17 protein-coding genes and 1 pseudogene are annotated in these 16,589 nt (G+C 40.2%); 2 read left to right on the forward strand and 16 right to left on the reverse strand.

Going from position 1 to position 16,589, the window contains the following annotated elements; translation table 11 throughout:
- Positions 1-517: 517 nt before the first annotated feature.
- The 14 genes from secF to EO111_RS08155 form a co-directional block, all read right to left on the reverse strand.
- Positions 518-1,414: a protein translocase subunit SecF gene (gene secF, locus EO111_RS08090; RefSeq protein WP_009353410.1), complete on the reverse strand. Its 897-nt coding sequence runs from the start codon at positions 1,412-1,414 to the stop codon at positions 518-520.
- Positions 1,414-2,673, reverse strand: a complete 1,260-nt coding sequence (secD, locus tag EO111_RS08095) for a protein translocase subunit SecD (protein ID WP_126940369.1) — start codon at positions 2,671-2,673, stop codon at positions 1,414-1,416. Before secD ends, secF begins: the two co-directional genes overlap by 1 nt.
- Positions 2,670-3,254, reverse strand: a complete 585-nt coding sequence (locus EO111_RS08100; RefSeq protein WP_127011246.1) for a 5-formyltetrahydrofolate cyclo-ligase — start codon at positions 3,252-3,254, stop codon at positions 2,670-2,672. Before EO111_RS08100 ends, secD begins: the two co-directional genes overlap by 4 nt.
- The gene (gene yajC / locus EO111_RS08105; RefSeq protein ID WP_009353379.1) at positions 3,254-3,547 is read right to left on the reverse strand and encodes a preprotein translocase subunit YajC; all 294 of its coding nucleotides are present in this window, start codon (positions 3,545-3,547) and stop codon (positions 3,254-3,256) included. The genes EO111_RS08100 and yajC overlap by 1 nt, the downstream gene beginning before the upstream one ends.
- A gap of 8 nt (positions 3,548-3,555) precedes the next feature.
- Positions 3,556-4,665 carry a tRNA guanosine(34) transglycosylase Tgt gene (gene tgt / locus EO111_RS08110; RefSeq protein WP_127011247.1) on the reverse strand — a complete coding sequence of 370 codons (1,110 nt, stop codon included), beginning with the start codon at positions 4,663-4,665 and terminating at the stop codon, positions 3,556-3,558.
- 45 nt (positions 4,666-4,710) lie between these two features.
- Positions 4,711-5,736 carry a tRNA preQ1(34) S-adenosylmethionine ribosyltransferase-isomerase QueA gene (gene queA, locus EO111_RS08115; RefSeq protein WP_127011248.1) on the reverse strand — a complete coding sequence of 342 codons (1,026 nt, stop codon included), beginning with the start codon at positions 5,734-5,736 and terminating at the stop codon, positions 4,711-4,713.
- 11 nt (positions 5,737-5,747) lie between these two features.
- The gene (locus tag EO111_RS08120; RefSeq protein WP_240642267.1) at positions 5,748-7,220 is read right to left on the reverse strand and encodes a SpoIID/LytB domain-containing protein; all 1,473 of its coding nucleotides are present in this window, start codon (positions 7,218-7,220) and stop codon (positions 5,748-5,750) included.
- Positions 7,217-8,224 carry a Holliday junction branch migration DNA helicase RuvB gene (gene ruvB, locus EO111_RS08125; protein WP_009353399.1) on the reverse strand — a complete coding sequence of 336 codons (1,008 nt, stop codon included), beginning with the start codon at positions 8,222-8,224 and terminating at the stop codon, positions 7,217-7,219. Before ruvB ends, EO111_RS08120 begins: the two co-directional genes overlap by 4 nt.
- A gap of 2 nt (positions 8,225-8,226) precedes the next feature.
- Positions 8,227-8,838, reverse strand: coding sequence for a Holliday junction branch migration protein RuvA (gene ruvA / locus EO111_RS08130; protein ID WP_127011249.1), 612 nt, complete (start codon positions 8,836-8,838; stop codon positions 8,227-8,229).
- Between the two features lie 7 nt (positions 8,839-8,845).
- Positions 8,846-9,346, reverse strand: coding sequence for a crossover junction endodeoxyribonuclease RuvC (ruvC, locus tag EO111_RS08135; protein WP_009353415.1), 501 nt, complete (start codon positions 9,344-9,346; stop codon positions 8,846-8,848).
- 69 nt (positions 9,347-9,415) lie between these two features.
- Positions 9,416-10,090, reverse strand: coding sequence for a DNA repair protein RadC (gene radC, locus EO111_RS08140; RefSeq protein ID WP_127011250.1), 675 nt, complete (start codon positions 10,088-10,090; stop codon positions 9,416-9,418).
- 262 nt (positions 10,091-10,352) lie between these two features.
- A complete protein-coding gene (locus EO111_RS08145; protein ID WP_127011251.1) occupies positions 10,353-10,979 on the reverse strand; it encodes a hypothetical protein in 627 nt (208 codons plus the stop codon).
- A gap of 119 nt (positions 10,980-11,098) precedes the next feature.
- Positions 11,099-12,313 carry an acetate/propionate family kinase gene (locus EO111_RS08150; RefSeq protein ID WP_062401717.1) on the reverse strand — a complete coding sequence of 405 codons (1,215 nt, stop codon included), beginning with the start codon at positions 12,311-12,313 and terminating at the stop codon, positions 11,099-11,101.
- A gap of 3 nt (positions 12,314-12,316) precedes the next feature.
- On the reverse strand, positions 12,317-12,883 hold the full coding sequence (locus tag EO111_RS08155) for a hypothetical protein (RefSeq protein ID WP_127011252.1): 567 nt from the start codon (positions 12,881-12,883) through the stop codon (positions 12,317-12,319).
- A 175-nt stretch (positions 12,884-13,058) separates the two neighbouring features.
- Between EO111_RS08155 and EO111_RS08160 the strand changes: the two genes are divergently transcribed.
- Together EO111_RS08160 and EO111_RS08165 are read left to right on the forward strand one after the other, a co-directional pair.
- Positions 13,059-14,489: a nucleotidyltransferase family protein gene (locus EO111_RS08160; RefSeq protein ID WP_127011253.1), complete on the forward strand. Its 1,431-nt coding sequence runs from the start codon at positions 13,059-13,061 to the stop codon at positions 14,487-14,489.
- Positions 14,490-14,802: 313 nt separating this feature from the next.
- A complete protein-coding gene (locus EO111_RS08165; protein ID WP_009353340.1) occupies positions 14,803-15,507 on the forward strand; it encodes an ISL3 family transposase in 705 nt (234 codons plus the stop codon).
- Between the two features lie 365 nt (positions 15,508-15,872).
- On the opposite strand, the gene EO111_RS08410 is transcribed toward EO111_RS08165, so the two are convergent.
- Positions 15,873-16,106, reverse strand: coding sequence for a PEP-utilizing enzyme (locus EO111_RS08410; protein WP_240642270.1), 234 nt, complete (start codon positions 16,104-16,106; stop codon positions 15,873-15,875).
- 9 nt (positions 16,107-16,115) lie between these two features.
- Positions 16,116-16,589, reverse strand: a pseudogene (locus EO111_RS08175) (phosphoenolpyruvate synthase); the annotation flags it as partial.

Consider the following 16,589-nt stretch of genomic DNA (forward strand, 5'->3'; position numbering starts at 1 on the left):
ACAGTTATTTTTAATCTTTTTAATTTTCTTAGTTACTAAGCTGTAAGAAAATTAAAAGTGCTTGTGTCTCAAGCACTGAATGTATTATATGATATTTTTAAACATTTTGCAACCCCTTTCCCAATATTTTTTAAACAAGCATAACCACCGTATAGCTTGAGAAAAAATATATTGCTCGTTTCTAATGACACCACCAAGGAACGCCATCTTTGCGTAGAACGTTTTGCTATATCCTTATTACCTAAATGTCGAAACGCAGAAACGAGCAACATGCTCCAGAGCAAACCTAACCACTGTATCAGTTCGGGAAGGAATATGTTACTTGTTTCCAATGACACCACCAAGGAACGCCATCTTTGCGTAGAACGTTTTGCTATATCCTTATTACCTAAATGCCGAAATGCAGAAACGAGCAACATGTTCCTGAACAAGCATAACCACTGTATAGCTTGAGAAGGAATATGTTGCTCGTTTCCCTTTCACCAATCAAGCATTCTAGCAAAACAGAATAGCTTTATTAGAGACGATTTCGTGCATCTTTTTTATTATTGGATTTCCAAATTGCCCACAAAGATGTAGCTACGCAAATGGATGAGTACGCACCACTGACGAAACCTACGATCATACATAGAGCAAAGTTCTTTGTTGTGTCCCCGCCAAAGAAGTACAAGGAACAACATGCGAACAATACTGTGGATAATGTATAGCAGGAACGATGGATACTTTGATGGATACTTGCATTCGCAAGATCTGCAAATGTATCTGTACGCTTATGGGTATGTGTATTTTCACGAATACGGTCAAAGATTACGACAGATTCGTTCATAGAGTAACCGATAACTGTCAAAATCGCCGCCAAAAAGGAGGAATCAATTTCTAAATGGAAGAAAGAGAATATCCCCAATACCATGATAAGGTCATGGAAGATAGCTGCCAAACATGACAAGGCCACACGATACTCAAAACGATATGTAATATACAAAGCTAACGCTACGAAAGCAATTAATAAATTCGTCAATGCATGTTCTGTTACTTCGGATCCAATAACAGCGCCTACTGATTCAATACGTTTTACTGTTCCTTCCGCTAGATTTTTATTCAATGCTGCTACCACAGCTTGACTTTCACTAGCCTCAAGGTTACGAGTACGAATCATTACCGTTTTACCTTCTGATTCAGTAGCATCTGCACCAGATAATTGGATAACTGCATTTTCTAATTCAAAGGCTTTCAAATTTTCCCGTACAGCAGACACCTGTACTGGTTTGCTAAATTCCACTTCTACAATTGTACCGCCTGTAAAATCGATACCAAAGTTAAATCCATACATAAACATGGAAATAATACTTAGAATAACCGCAATGGAGGAGATACTAAACCACCAACGATGACGTTTTATTACATCAAATGTCATTATTTCTTATCTCCTTTCTTAAATGCTTCAATTGTAACAGATGGAGATACGTTAGAACCATACCAGAATGGACGATTCGTAATTTGTGCTGCAATAAGCATATGCATTAAGGTACGGCTCATGGATACAGCTGTAAACATAGATACTATAACCCCTAATGCTAAGTTGATGGCGAAACCTTTTACAGGGCCACTACCAAGAACAATGAGGATCACTGCTGTAATCATAACGGATGTATTCGCATCAAAGATCGTATCAAAAGCACGACGGAAACCAGATTCCATGGACATGCGTAACGTTTTACCTTCCACCACTTCTTCTTTGAACCGTTCAAAGATTAGGATATTCGCATCCACGGCAACCCCCATACTGAGGATAATACCAGCTACACCCGGCAAGGTCATGGTCGCATTCAAAGCATGCGGCCCTAAGATTGCTACCAAAATTAACACAAACACCAATAAAGCGATAGTTGCTACGAATCCAGACAATCTGTATAAAACAAGCATAAATACAATGATTAAGGCAATACCAACACCAAAAGCTACGACAGATTTATCTTTAGAGTCTTGACCCAAGGTAGGACCAACGGTACGCACTTCCATAACTTCTACTTTTACAGGCAATGCACCAGAACGTAGTAAAATAGCTAAGCTTTTCGCTTCTTCCAAGTCACGGCTACCAGTAATACGAGCACTACCACCAGTAATTGGTTCGTTGACCACTGGATTTGTCAATTGCTCACCATCCAAATAAATACCGATGTGACGACCAATATTAGCTGTTGTTAAGGCGCCGAATTTTTTCGCCCCTTCATCTGTTAATTGGATATTAACGGATGCTTGTTTACCTTCTAATTGTTCTTTTGCATCTTTTAAGTCATTACCATCTAAATGGACTTTTCCATTTTCATCACGGAACTCAAGAACCGCCGTTTTACCAACTGTTTCGATGGCTTTTTGCGGATCTTTTTCACCAGGTAATTCGATAATGATACGTTTTTTACCTTCTCGTTGAATGATAGGCTCAGTTAAACCCATTTCATTAATACGACGTCCTAAGATTTGAATAACCCGTTCTACTGCATCATCTGTAACCACGTTAGGGCCAGAATCTTGCGCTTCTAATACAATGTGAGTACCACCTTGTAAATCCAACCCTTGTTTAATGGAGTTAGCAAGTGGTCCAATGAGCCAAATAAATAGGCCTAAAATCACTGCTACTACGCCGAAAAAGCGTAAAGCTGCTTTTGTGTTCAATGGATTCCCTCCTGTTCTTTATAACAATGGATACTCTCTGATGGGGTCACAATGGTATGCATCCACTCATCATGAGGTGCCATGGGTAACATTTCTTCTGAAATTTGATTATCCCAGGCTATACCGATTCGGTTCTCTACAGCAATCTGTTGTAAGTATCGGTCATAATATCCAGCTCCCATTCCCATGCGGCCACCTCTACGATCAAAGGCTAAACCAGGAACGAGAATACAATCCAATGTTTGAGGTTCTACAACTACATACGGTTCTTTAGGAATCCGTATTCCCAAAGCTCCCCTATCAAGGTCCTCTAAACTCTGTATGCGAACTCCTACCATATCTGTCTTCGTCACACACACAGGCACATATACATACTTACCCTGTTGCAATGCTTCTGTAATAAACATATCTACATTGGCTTCTTTAGGCATAGCCAAGTACGCCATAATATGCTCTGCATCAGATATTGTAGGAATAGACCAAAGTCGATCATCCAATTGTTGAGACCAAATTGCAACCTCTTGGACTTGTACATTGCGACGACGTTCTAAAAACTTCTTACGCAATGCCGTTTTATCCATTACTTCTGTTCCTTTCCAAGAACTTGAGCTATGGCTGTACGAGCAAATTTCATTTCCACTTTTTCAGACACTTGTAACACTAATGTATCTTCTGTTAAGGAAACAATTTCACCATAAATACCACCAACAGTCAATACTTTTTGACCTTTTTTAAGGCTGTTCAATAACACTTGACGTTGTTTTTGTTGTTTCTTTTGCGGACGATATAACAAGAAGTAGAAAATCACGACCATAATCAACAATGGTAAAATCGCTTGCCCTGTTTGTCCTTGGAAAAATTCTAAGAAATCCATAAGTCCTCCTATTTAGTAAAATACTGCCAGAACTCTTCGCGGAATGCTACAAAGCGATCCTCTAGGATAGCTTTACGCATTTGACGCATAAATTCTAGTAAGAAATATAAATTATGATACGACACCAATCGGAAAGCCAAAATTTCTTCTGCCTTATATAGATGTCGAATATAAGCTCTTGAATAGTTTTGGCACGCATAACAGCCACAACCTTCTTCAATCGGACCCCAGTCACGCATGAAAGAAGCATTGCGTAAATTCAATCGCCCTTTCCATGTCATGGCCATACCATTCCGCGCTACTCGTGTTGGATATACACAGTCAAACATATCTACTCCACGAGCTACCCCTTCCACTAAGCAGTCAGCAGTACCAACACCCATCAAATAACGAGCTTTATTGGTAGGCAACAATGGTGTTGTATATTCTAGTACTTCATACATCAAATCATGTGGTTCCCCTACCGAAAGGCCACCAATGCTATAGCCTTCAAAGTCCATATCCACTAACTCTTTAGCACTTCTTTCACGAAGGTCTTTATACATACCACCTTGAACGATACCAAACATGCCTTGATTCTTAGAACGACGTACTTCTTGGCAACGTTCTGCCCAACGTGTGGTCCGTGCTGTTGATGCATCAGCATATCGATGATCCGCAGGGTATGGAATACACTCATCGAATGCCATCATAATATCAGAACCTAATTGTTCTTGTACCTTAGTGGCCACTTCAGGAGAGAGAAATTTTTTCGACCCATCTAAATGGGATCTAAAATTAACTCCTTCTTCAGTAATCTTGCGCAGCTTTCCTAAACTGAACACTTGGAACCCGCCACTATCAGTTAAGATGGCTTGGTCCCAGTTCATGAACTTATGCAATCCGCCCGCTTCTTCCACTAGGTCAGCGCCTGGACGCAAGAATAAATGATAGGTATTACTCAAGATAACTTGAGAGCCCATCGCTTTCAGCTCCTCTGGGGCCAATGTTTTTACCGTTGCCTGTGTCCCTACGGGCATAAACATCGGTGTTTCATAGGTTCCATGAGGAGTATGCAATAACCCTGCCCGTGCACCTGTGTGGGGACATTGTTTTTGCAATTCATATCTAATCGCCATATACACACTCCTTTATTACTTCTGTATTATAACACAACTTTCAACTTATCGAATGAACATTGCATCACCAAAGCTAAAAAATCTATATTTTTCACGTACCGCCTCTTCATAGGCCTCTAGACAATGCTCTCTACCAGCTAAGGCACTAATAAGCATGAGTAAGGTAGACTGTGGCAGATGAAAGTTAGTGATCAACGCATCTACCATCTTGTACTCATAGCCAGGATAAATAAAGATTTGAGTCCAATCAGACCCACTCCTTACATGACCTACCTCGGTCGCTGCTGATTCTAATGTACGCACCGATGTAGTTCCTACGGCAATCACTTTTCGTCCTTCCGCTTTGGCACGATTCACCAGCTCCGCAGTTTCTTCTGACACGTGATAAAACTCTTTATGCATATCATGGTCTTCAATGGATTCTGCCGACACAGGGCGGAATGTACCTAACCCTACATGCAATGTAACAAATCCAACTTGTACCCCTTTGCGCTGAATTTCATTCAATAATTCCGGTGTAAAATGTAAGCCTGCTGTGGGGGCTGCTGCGGATCCTTTTTCTTTGGCATATACCGTTTGGTATCTATCTTTGTCTTCTAGTTTTTCATGGATATACGGAGGCAATGGCATTTCACCAATATCATTAATAATCTCATCAAAATTACCGTTCGGCTTAAATTGAATCAGTCGACCGCCAAAATCTGTATGGTCTATAACCTCAGCCTCTAGATTAGGACCAAAGGATAAGAGTTGTCCTTTTAGACATTTTTTCCCTGGCTTTACCAGACACTCCCAAAGATGTTCTCCTTTGGGCGTTAACAGTAGTACTTCTACCTTACCACCTGTCCCTTTACGTTCTCCATACAAACGAGCAGGGATAACCTTAGTGTTATTAAAGATTAACACATCCCCTTCAGATAGTTCATCTAGTATGGAGTGAAAGGATGCTTTATGGCATATCTCTCCACTTACCTTGTCTAAGGTCATCAATCGCGACGTATCCCGTGGTTCTACCGGATGTTGTGCAATGAGTTCCTCAGGTAAATCATAATTAAAATCAGATACTTTCATACTATTCCTCATTAATTGTACAGTTTCGTAAGTGCCGTACCTTGGTAATAATGTTGTAAAATCACTTTATAATAATCAGGCTGACTTGCCTCTTTTCGGCTAGCCATTTCCGCCGCTCCCCACTGTGAAAGTCCCAAACCATGTCCCCAACCATATCCATGAATTGTCACAGTCTGATTCGCTTTACTAAACGTATGGTTAGCTTTTACAGAAGACCCCTGAATCCGACTCGGCGGTGTTTGTCCTACATAAAAATCAAATAAGGTGGACTTTAAGCCAAATATCCCTTGCACCTGTTCTCCTGTAAGCGATATAGAGCCCTTTTCACCTACAAATTTCATTGTTTTTACACGTCCTGAAACCCCTCGATCTTGTACTTTCATAGGTCGATCTGCCAATGGAGATAATTCAATTTTCTGTAAGTACCCTACCGATTTGCTAGCTGCTGCTAATTTTTGTTCTATACTTTGACGGCTGGTAATGACATTCCATACGGTTGTACCCTCATGATTCGAGTAATCTTGCACCCCTTTTAAGTAGGGCAAATCATTACCCCATAGGTTCACGCTATCCTCTGTATAGCCACCTCCATCGGAATGAAAAAGAGCATTAATCGGTTGGCCCTGATAAGTGAGAACCATGCCATGTGTACGCTTTACCGCTGTATTTGTGCTTACAAACTCACTACTTTTCCCTCCATATACTTGGTCAGCTGTAGTAGTTCCAATATCATACATACTATTTTGTTTGCTCTTCATGGAGTGCAAGGCATAGGTCCTAGCTGCCACTGCTTGTGCTTCTAAGGCCGGCGTAGGCCAACTAGGTACCACTTCTTCTGGTACTACACCTTGTACATATTGTTCTAACCCCAGTACATTAATAACACTCATGGATCCTGATGTATTAGCATGTACTGTCACAGCGCCTCGATAGGTTTTTCCTAATGTTTGCAATTCAGATCCATATCTACCTTGTGTGTTTTGAATAGTAATTGACTTATCAATACTATGTCCATTTATATGTACTGAACCGCCTTCACTCGAAACTGTCACAGTCTGATTTTCTTTGATAGTTTGCACTTGATGTCCACGGCTATCTAGAACAACCATAGGCATAGCACTACTAATAGAAAAAGATTGTGATCTATGCCCAAGCAACACTCGTATCACAGGCTCTCCACTAGAACCTTTCTTGACCTCTTGTACAACATTAGATACTCTTGCTTGTTTGTCAGTATTTTCTTGCACTCTGATTGTCTCTTGAGGTGTTGTTTTCGTCGCTTTCGTCACTTTAGTAGCAGGCTTAACAACTACCCGTTTTGATGCTGCCGAATCTTTTCTTTCATTCGGTTTTACAAAAGTGGCTTTCACTGTTGTACGTTTCGGCACTTCCTTTTGCGATGCTGCTGCGCCTACAAAAGGTGCACTTCCTAATACAGCTGTTATAACCGCTATCGCCACATAGCGATATCCTACCTTTCTCATGCATCCACCTTTCTAGGGATTCCCAAGTGGTCATAGGCAGCAGGAGTGACAATACGCCCACGATTTGTGCGCGCCAACAAACCAAGTTGCATCAAATATGGTTCATACACATCTTCAACACTTTCACGTTCCTCACTCACAGAGGCTGCAATCGTATCCACCCCTACAGGCCCACCATCGAATTTTTCAATGATAGTGCTTAAAATGCGTCTATCTATACGATCTAGACCTAGCTTATCAATATCTAATCGCTGTAAGGCCTGATCTGCAATTTCTTTTGTAATCACACCATCACCCAATACTTGTGCTACATCACGGACACGTTTCAACAAGCGATTCGCGATACGAGGGGTTCCTCTAGAACGACGAGCGATTTCACTAGCTCCTTCTGGATCCATATGAATATCTAAAATATCAGCAGAACGGCTCACAATAAACTCTAGCTCATTTTGCTTGTAATATTCTAAACGGCTAATCACACCAAAGCGATCACGTAGCGGTGCCGCCAAAGATCCTGCTCGTGTTGTGGCACCAATCAGCGTGAATTTAGGCAATTCAATGCGCACCGATCTAGCACTCGGACCTTTACCAATAATGATATCTAAAGCATAATCTTCCATAGCAGAATATAGCACTTCTTCTACAGAGCGAGATAAACGATGGATTTCATCGATAAACAGTACATCTCCCGGCTGCAAATTACTCAATAAAGCTGCCAAATCGCCAGCTCGTTCTATGGCTGGTCCAGAGGTAACTCGGAAGTTTACGCCCAATTCATTGGCTACTATTCCTGCCAAGGTGGTTTTCCCTAACCCTGGAGGTCCATAGAGTAAAACATGGTCCAAGGTATCTCCTCGTAGCTTGGCCGCTTCAATAAAAATATGAAGATTCTCCTTTGCCTGTGTTTGTCCAATATATTCTTTTAAATAGCGAGGACGAAGACTAAATTGCCAATTGTCTTCCTCCCGTTCTTGCATGGTTACAATTCGATTTTCTTGATCCATTCTTATCGCCCTTTACCCAATGCCGCTAATACTTGTTTTAATAAGACTGGTACTTCTTGTGTGCCATCGTAAACTTCTTGGATTACTGGCTGCACTTCTTGTGCGCTGTATCCTAATGCCATAAGTGCTTCTAGCACTTCTTCGGTAGTACCTACAGGCACTTGTTCTACTGGTGAAAGTTTTCCCGTTGGTGTGAAAGTTCCTGTAATACCGAGGCTTTCAATTTTATCTTTTAACTCTAGCACCAATCGCTCTGCTGATTTTTTACCAATACCCGGCAATTTCTGAAGACCTTTTGTATCACCACTAATGATGAGTCCTACAAAATGTTCTGGACTTATGGCCGATAAAATGCCAAGACCCAATTTAGGTCCCACTCCGGATACGGAGATGAGCAGTAAAAACAACTCATAATCTTCCATCGTCAAAAAGCCATATAATTGAATAGCATCTTCACGAACATTAGTATACGTGAATAAACAAGTTTCTTCACCTACTTGCAACTGACTTTGCACTGAACTAGGTACGTACACACGATAGCCCACATCATGGACATTCACGTACACCAAATCTAGCAATCGATGGGTGACAACCCCTTTTATATATGCAATCATAAACTCCTCACAATTGTAAAATTTGCTTCAATGTATCTGTATGGGAACTATGGGCTGTACAGATAGCAATCGCTAAGGCATCAGCCGCATCATCAGGCTTAATTTTTTCACGAATCCCCAATAAGTTCATCGTCATATACGTGACCTGCTCTTTTGTAGCCTTTCCATAGCCCACCACAGATTGTTTCACCTGCAATGGTGTATATTCGTAAATTGGTAAGTCTTGTTGACTCGCCGCCAATAACGTAACACCTCTCGCTTGTGCTACGCCGATACCCGTCGTTACATTGCGGGCAAAGTACAATTTTTCTATACCAAACTTTTGAGGGCGAAATTCTTCTAAAATATCGCTTAGTTCATTAAATATAATTTCTAACCGGCTTGCTTCTGGCGTTTTTGCCTCTGTGGTTATCACTCCATAGGTAACAGGTTTTAAAGAGCTTCCTATGACATCGATGATACCATATCCACAAATCGCATAGCCTGGATCTATTCCAATAATTCGCACGCTATAACCTCTGATTTCTTTTCATTGTTCCAATCATTTAATTATAGCAAATTTATAGAACATCTGCACCTATAGTATCCCTTTTTCTAATAAGCTTACATAGATGCCATCACCAATAATAATATGATCTAACACAGGGATACCCATCACTTCCCCAGCTCTAGCAAATATTTTTGTCACCCGTACATCATCACTACTCTCGGTAGGATCCCCTGATGGATGGTTATGCATCAAAATAATAGCCGCCGCATTGGCATCGATAGCTTGACGGAATACTGCTCGTTGCTCCGCCGTACTACTAGTCAATCCTCCTTTAGAAATCAGAACAGACTTAATCAATTTATTTTTTACCGTCAGTAATAAGACATAAAAGTGTTCTTCTGTTTTATGACGAAGACGTTCCATCATGTAATTAGCCGCCGCCTCCGGAGTGCTAAAATCTTCCCAATCTCGTTTCACTTTCATCTGTCCTAGACGCCTGCCCAGTTCGATAGCCGCACAAATAGTCACCGCCTTATCTTGCCCAATGCCATCAATTTCTCGCAAAGCATCTATCGTAACATTGTTCAAGCCTCCTACCAATCCTTCCATGCGTTTCACCACTTCATGAGCCACTTCTAAGACGGTGGAACCTTTGCATCCTGTACGCAATAAAATGGCTAATAATTCTTCCAATTCTAACGCTTCAGCTCCTAAGGCAATGAATTTTTCTCGTGGCATTTGATATGATTGTAAATCCAACATAATTCCTCCAACATTTGAAAGTACATCCTTTAGCCCTATAAACGACAACACGCCACACTCCAAAGAGTGTGACGCATCACTATGTACCCATCGTGGGCACTTATATATCTTTCTTTATACTATAATTCGCTATAGATTAGAAAAATCCTTTTATTTTGTTCAAACTTTATCCAAGTTCTCTCACAGATTCCACCTCAGCCGAGGTCTAATGATAACAATCAGCTTAGGGTAAACTCCCTTTCTAACCTATACTAAGAAAAGCTTATTCTTTCACATCCTCTGCACTCGCTTGACTTTGCCCATATACATTGGCTGCATAGATCGTAAAATCTTCTCCATGTTTGAAAGCATCTTCTCTTAGATACGCATGAAAGACAACTTGGTCTTCTTTCACCTGTATCAAATTCGGTACATGCTGCGCTAAAACATCAAACAACTCTTGTTCTGCTTTTAATAACACACGGCCATGTTTTAACTTTTTCCCTTCTACCACTGAGTAAGCTAAGGCCCATACAGGGCGATCATCAGTGGACGATAATTTACGATATTTATAGCGGAATTTCAATGGGGGCATCATGGATTGTTTAAATTGGTAGACCCCGTTGATCATTGCATACGGGATGACCATTCGTTTCTTTCCTAACAAGCCTACCTCATCAATGATGAGATCCGATTCGGTCAACCTAAATGTATAGGTCCCCACTGCCTGCGATACAAGGACAAATAAAATCATTCCTTCTATTAATATTTCCGCTAAGGCTATACTACCTAACTCCACATAGCGCCATACACTATATGCCAACGCTCCCAATGCTATCACAATAAATACAGTAACTAATGCAATGCCAGCTTTGGATCGTTTCGATTGTTCTTGATATTGTATAGACATGATCTCATCCTTTCATCAACAGTATCATCATCCTACTGTTAGAATAACAACCGATGAAAGCATTTGTCAACAAAAAAGAGCCCCCTCATAGAGGAGACTCTTTCACAAGTAATCAAAGATTACCAGTTTTTCATCACTAATGGAGCTGTAATACGTTTTGTATCACGAGCGATCATGATTTCTTCATTTGTAGGGATTGCAAAGATTTTAACTTTGGAACCTTCTGCACTGATTTCCGCTTCTTTACCACGAACATTGTTGCGTTCAGGGTCAATACGAGTACCTAAGTATTCTAAACCATTGCAGATGGCGTCACGGTTGCCAATACCATTTTCACCGATACCAGCTGTGAATACGATAGCATCAACGCCACCCATAACAGCCACGTAAGCACCGATTGTAGCACGTACTTTGTAATGGAACATATCCAATGCTAATTGAGCACGTTTATTGCCTTCTTCAGCAGCTTCTTCGATAACGCGGAAGTCATTGGAAACGCCAGAAATACCAAATACACCAGATTTTTTATTCATGATAGCATCGATTTCATGGTATGTCATATCCCATTTTTCCATCAAGTAAGGTACGATAGCTGGGTCAATATCACCACAACGAGTACCCATGATTAAACCGGACAATGGAGTGAAACCCATGGAAGTATCGATGGAACGACCACCTTTGATTGCAGTAACAGAAGAACCATTACCTAAGTGACAGGATACGATACGAAGATCGGACATGTGTTTACCCATCAATTCAGCTACACGTTGTGCCACATATTTGTGGGAAGTACCATGGAAACCATAACGGCGAACACCTAAATCAGTGTATGCTTCGTATGGAAGACCATATAAGAATGCCTCAGCTGGCATTGTTTGATGGAATGCTGTATCAAATACACCAACTTGTGGTACATTTGGCATAATTTTTTGGCATGCTTCGATACCTTGGATATTTGGAGGATTGTGAAGTGGAGCGATTTTTGCGCATTCTTCCAAAGCTTCCATCACTGCTGGTGTAATTAATACGGAATCAGCAAATTTTTCAGCACCATGTACTACACGATGACCTACAGCGTCGATTTCATCCATGGAACCAATCACGCCATGTTCTGGATCAACTAAAATATCCAATAAGACTTGTAACGCCACTTTGTGGTCAGCTACTGGTTCGATGCGTTCTAATTTGTCAGCATCTGGACGGCGATGAGTGAAAATAGCATCATCGGAACCGATTTTTTCAAATTGACCTTTCGCCAATACAACTTCATGCTCCATATCAATTAATTGATACTTCAAGGAGGAGCTACCGCAGTTTACAACTAAAACGTTCATGTCTTATCCCTCTTTCTTAGTAACTTGAATGTGCCCATTCACACGTTGATTGATTTCTTCTCCTTGTTGGGAACTATCACTGTATGAATAGCGTATATTCCACAGTACACCTTTATTAATGAAAGTATACTGAGTAAACCTAATTTTTTGTCCATTAGCACCTGCTAGCATCGTAGATTTCACAGCCTGTACGCCGTCCACCTGCACTTGCTCTTGGTCCCATGGTATATTAGCACCCGTTTGGCCTAATTCTTTCACCAAAGCTTGTTGTCCTAATTTTGCGCCCTCTTCTAGTGTTGGCAATGGTGCTCCTGTAGAAGCCTGTGTAGCACTCACATAGACACCATAATTTTTATCTAGTCCTGCATAGATGGTTAAAGGTTGTCCCTTTTCATTAGCTGTAATTCTATCCAACTGACCGAAGTCAAAAGGGGAATCCACAATCACTTCAGATTGACCTACATTGATGACTTTCTGACCAAAACTATAGGTATCGATGGCTTGTTGACTACCACAGCCACCCAAGAACAACACCATCCCTAAACCAAGGGCTATGATATATTGTTTCATATAATTACCTCTAATAGACACATTTTCTACACCCAATTATAACATTAAATTCACGTTTTTTTCTACCCTTTTTTATGACTTCTTCCATGCATAGCACTTCTATCGCATATAACTATTGCGCATATCAATCAAATAGATAGTCTGTTATACTATACATAAGAGGAGGTACTAAACCATGAATACCATCGGAATTATTGCAGAATATAATCCCTTTCATAAAGGACATGCACACCAACTAGAAGGTTTACGACAAAAGTATCCAGAAGCAACTTTGCTCGTTGTGATGAGTGGCGACTTTGTGCAACGGGGGACACCTGCCATATTTTCTAAATTTCACCGTGCTCAATGGGCTGTTATGAGCGGTGCTGATATCGTCTTTGAACTACCTTCTATGTTCGCCGTTAGTTCTGCAGAATATTTTGCATCCGGTGGTGTCAGATTATTACATGCCCTAGGGTGTGACGCTATCTCATTTGGTGCCAACCATATACAAGTAGAGGAACTTGTATCCATCGCCAAAGCTCTCGATCATCCTAGCACGCAAAAATCGTTGCGTACTCTTTTAGGGCAAGGGTACTCCTATGGTACCGCCTTACGCAAAGCAATCCAGCAGTATTATTCAGTAAGTACCTCAATGAATACCAATGATGCCTCAGGCAAAAACACATCCGAGAACAATTCATTAGAAACCTCAAACCATATGTCTATATTGGACTCTGACCCTAATACTATCCTAGGTATTGAATACATACGCGCCTTACATCGCTATCATATCGGGTTAGACATCATTCCCGTGAAACGGACTAGTTCCCATCACAATCCAACCTTAGATGATTCGTTTCCATCTGGTACAGCCTTACGAAACGCTATTTATTCCTCTAAGCAAACCTCTTCTAGTCTATTTCGTTCTCAGGACAAGCAGCAAGTATTGGATACTGCTTACCCACCTTATGCCTCATTAGGAATTGATTCATCCATCTCATTAGATAAATTAGATATCGATACCTCTTCTTTAGAAGAAGACACTTTCAAGTGGCATCACTACTTGCCCCCTATGGTAGCACCTCTCGCTATGGATATTGTAGAATCCAACTATTACACTAACTTAGAGCGCTATTATGACATGATTCATTTCGCTAGCCGTGTATCAAGCAAAGAAGATTTGCAAACTCTACAGGATATGAGCGACGGTTTAGAGGAGGCATGGCTCACTGCGAGTGCCCTCGCCTCTTGGGAGCAAGCCCGTGAAAGTTTAAAATCAAAACGCTACACCTATGCTCGTCTCGATCGCATCGCTACCTACAGCCTATTCCGTCGCACCAAAGAGATATTCCAAAAGTGCCACCAACAAGGACCTACCTATGGACGACTGCTCGCTTTCAACGACCGAGGTCGCCACTATCTGAAAGAGAAACGAGCATCCATACCAGTCGTGCAAAAATGGGCTCCTTTCTGTCAGCAAGCAACGGGGATTACCAAGGTACTATGTGAACAAGATCAACTAGCAAGTCGACTGTGGAGACTTGCCGTAGACAACCCACGCTATCGCGACAGCCATTACGATTACACCACTAGTACTATCTATGTCCAACAAGGAGAGGAATGATCCAAACTATCTCCTTAATCATTGAATGTAAATCAAATTAACCGTCCTTATTTACATAACATTCATAGGAAAATTGGGTTCTATAATATATACCTTGGGGGACAGCACCCGCCATCCCCCCAAGGTATATTTTTTATGCATAAAAATAGGTATATCATTCAGTTTACTTTACAATAATTAATTTAGGTACAGAGGTAAGTCCATCATTTAGTAAGTGTCAGAAGATTGGCAAGCACAATCAACGCAGATTCCGATGCAACTCTTGTGATAAACTTTCAACGAAAAGAACTCCTTCATCAGAAGGTATTTACAGATGAGTAAAGCTGTCATCGCTACGATGATGCACAAGTTACAAGGAACTCATCGTTATACGGATATTGCCAATGAGGTCAATGTATCGGTTACCACTGTCATTCGCACGTCAACTAAGACAGTTAACTTCGGAATCCCACCTCATTTACCAACAACTCTTGCCATTGATGAGTTTAGAGGAAATGCTGGCGGACATAAATTCCATATCATCGTCACAAATCCAAAAGGTAGACGAGTACTAGATATCTTACCTGAAAGAAGTGAGATAGCTTTATTTAGTCATTTTACCAAATTTAGCTTTCAAGAACGTTCCAAGGTGCGTTATCTAGTCATGGACATGTCGGAGTTTTTCCGATCCAAGATGAGAAAGCTATTTTCCAATGTTACTATTATTGCCGATCGATTCCACTTAGTACGAACAGCTATTGAGAGTACATTATCTAACTTCCTGTCTCTTGTAAGAGTTGCAAATCTTAGCGAATTTAATAACCTTCTACGATCGTTTAGTAGTTGGTATGACGAAGCATTTAACGCCTTCCTATTGCCATACTCTAATGGATTTACAGAGGGCTGTAACAACAAGACCAAGGTACTAAAACGGAATAGCTATGGTGTCCGTCATTTCGGTCGATTTAGAGCTAGATTACTCATGATTTTACCTAATATCTACAGTAATCCTGATACACCTGCATCTGTCGCTTCATAGCTTGTTAATAACCACTTCATTATATTGTGTAAATTTTCCCCATAAAAAAGAAACATAAGTGGGGCTACCTGTGTTATATCTAAAATTAGGTATATCTCATGTATCTCACTTATGTTTCTTACCATTCCATTATATTCACATTTTTATACAGTTCTTATCTGAAAGAAACCGAATAGATTAACTGCTGTACCCAAAACTTGAAAAAGAACCTTAAAATTCCAGCAAAAATGTGTCTGTAAAATTATAAATAATCATAATTAGTATACCAGCAATTGTTGGAACAAACATTTTTACTATCAAAGGTAAAAGTGGTTCACTTAAAATCTTTTGCCTTCTCAATTCTTTTTAATCTTTTTGATTTCATATCAGCAACCTTTGACCTCGCCGGTATTACCATCTACTTGTATGATATCGCCATCTTTGAATTTTGTAGTTGCAAAGCCAACTCCAAGAACTGCCGGTATATTATATTCTCTTGCAACAATTGCAGCATGGCTTAAAGCAGAACCTGTATCTGCCACAACAGCACTTGCCAGCTTAAATAATGGAGTCCACTCAGGATCTGTAAGATGACAAACTAATATATCTCCTTTTTTCATTTTATAAAATTATTTGGGACTATTTATTAGGCACACCTTTCCAACTGCAATACCAGTGCTTCCGCTTACTCCTTTTAAGACATCACCATTTGTTTTAAAAATCAATAACTTTGAAGCTTCCCATACTTTCACTGCTAAAGGAAATTTTTCGTTTCTCCTATTTATTTTTTCCTTATCTGATTCATTTAAATTACCTCTGTTAATTGCTTTAAGTAATTCTTCATGAAATAAATTAGCCACTCCTATTTCTATGTTTTCATCACCCAAGAGTATAAAGTTAATTCTTTTAACACACTTTCTGACATAATAAAATAGTGTTTCCCACAAATATTGACTTTCTTCACGAACCACATGAAAATATCTAAAATATTTTATCTGTTTTTCTATATCCTGATACTTTTTGCCATAGATTCCCTCTATATTCTCCATAAGCTTAGAAAAATCCTTTATATCTTTACTTTCATTACTATTTTCATTTAATAT

This window comes from Veillonella sp. CHU594 (assembly GCF_003992265.1).
In the GTDB taxonomy this organism is placed as follows: domain Bacteria; phylum Bacillota; class Negativicutes; order Veillonellales; family Veillonellaceae; genus F0422.

What these genes read in the sequence shown, in the direction of transcription:
- secF (WP_009353410.1), bottom strand. Translation starts at nt 1,414, where the DNA reads ATGACATTTGATGTAATAAAACGTCATCGTTGGTGGTTTAGTATCTCC.
- EO111_RS08100 (WP_127011246.1), bottom strand. Translation starts at nt 3,254, where the DNA reads ATGGATAAAACGGCATTGCGTAAGAAGTTTTTAGAACGTCGTCGCAAT.
- yajC (WP_009353379.1), bottom strand. Translation starts at nt 3,547, where the DNA reads ATGGATTTCTTAGAATTTTTCCAAGGACAAACAGGGCAAGCGATTTTA.
- tgt (WP_127011247.1), bottom strand. Translation starts at nt 4,665, where the DNA reads ATGGCGATTAGATATGAATTGCAAAAACAATGTCCCCACACAGGTGCA.
- queA (WP_127011248.1), bottom strand. Translation starts at nt 5,736, where the DNA reads ATGAAAGTATCTGATTTTAATTATGATTTACCTGAGGAACTCATTGCA.
- EO111_RS08120 (WP_240642267.1), bottom strand. Translation starts at nt 7,220, where the DNA reads ATGAGAAAGGTAGGATATCGCTATGTGGCGATAGCGGTTATAACAGCT.
- ruvB (WP_009353399.1), bottom strand. Translation starts at nt 8,224, where the DNA reads ATGGATCAAGAAAATCGAATTGTAACCATGCAAGAACGGGAGGAAGAC.
- ruvA (WP_127011249.1), bottom strand. Translation starts at nt 8,838, where the DNA reads ATGATTGCATATATAAAAGGGGTTGTCACCCATCGATTGCTAGATTTG.
- radC (WP_127011250.1), bottom strand. Translation starts at nt 10,090, where the DNA reads ATGTTGGATTTACAATCATATCAAATGCCACGAGAAAAATTCATTGCC.
- EO111_RS08145 (WP_127011251.1), bottom strand. Translation starts at nt 10,979, where the DNA reads ATGTCTATACAATATCAAGAACAATCGAAACGATCCAAAGCTGGCATT.
- EO111_RS08150 (WP_062401717.1), bottom strand. Translation starts at nt 12,313, where the DNA reads ATGAACGTTTTAGTTGTAAACTGCGGTAGCTCCTCCTTGAAGTATCAA.
- EO111_RS08155 (WP_127011252.1), bottom strand. Translation starts at nt 12,883, where the DNA reads ATGAAACAATATATCATAGCCCTTGGTTTAGGGATGGTGTTGTTCTTG.
- EO111_RS08160 (WP_127011253.1), top strand. Translation starts at nt 13,059, where the DNA reads ATGAATACCATCGGAATTATTGCAGAATATAATCCCTTTCATAAAGGA.
- EO111_RS08165 (WP_009353340.1), top strand. Translation starts at nt 14,803, where the DNA reads ATGAGTAAAGCTGTCATCGCTACGATGATGCACAAGTTACAAGGAACT.
- EO111_RS08410 (WP_240642270.1), bottom strand. Translation starts at nt 16,106, where the DNA reads ATGAAAAAAGGAGATATATTAGTTTGTCATCTTACAGATCCTGAGTGG.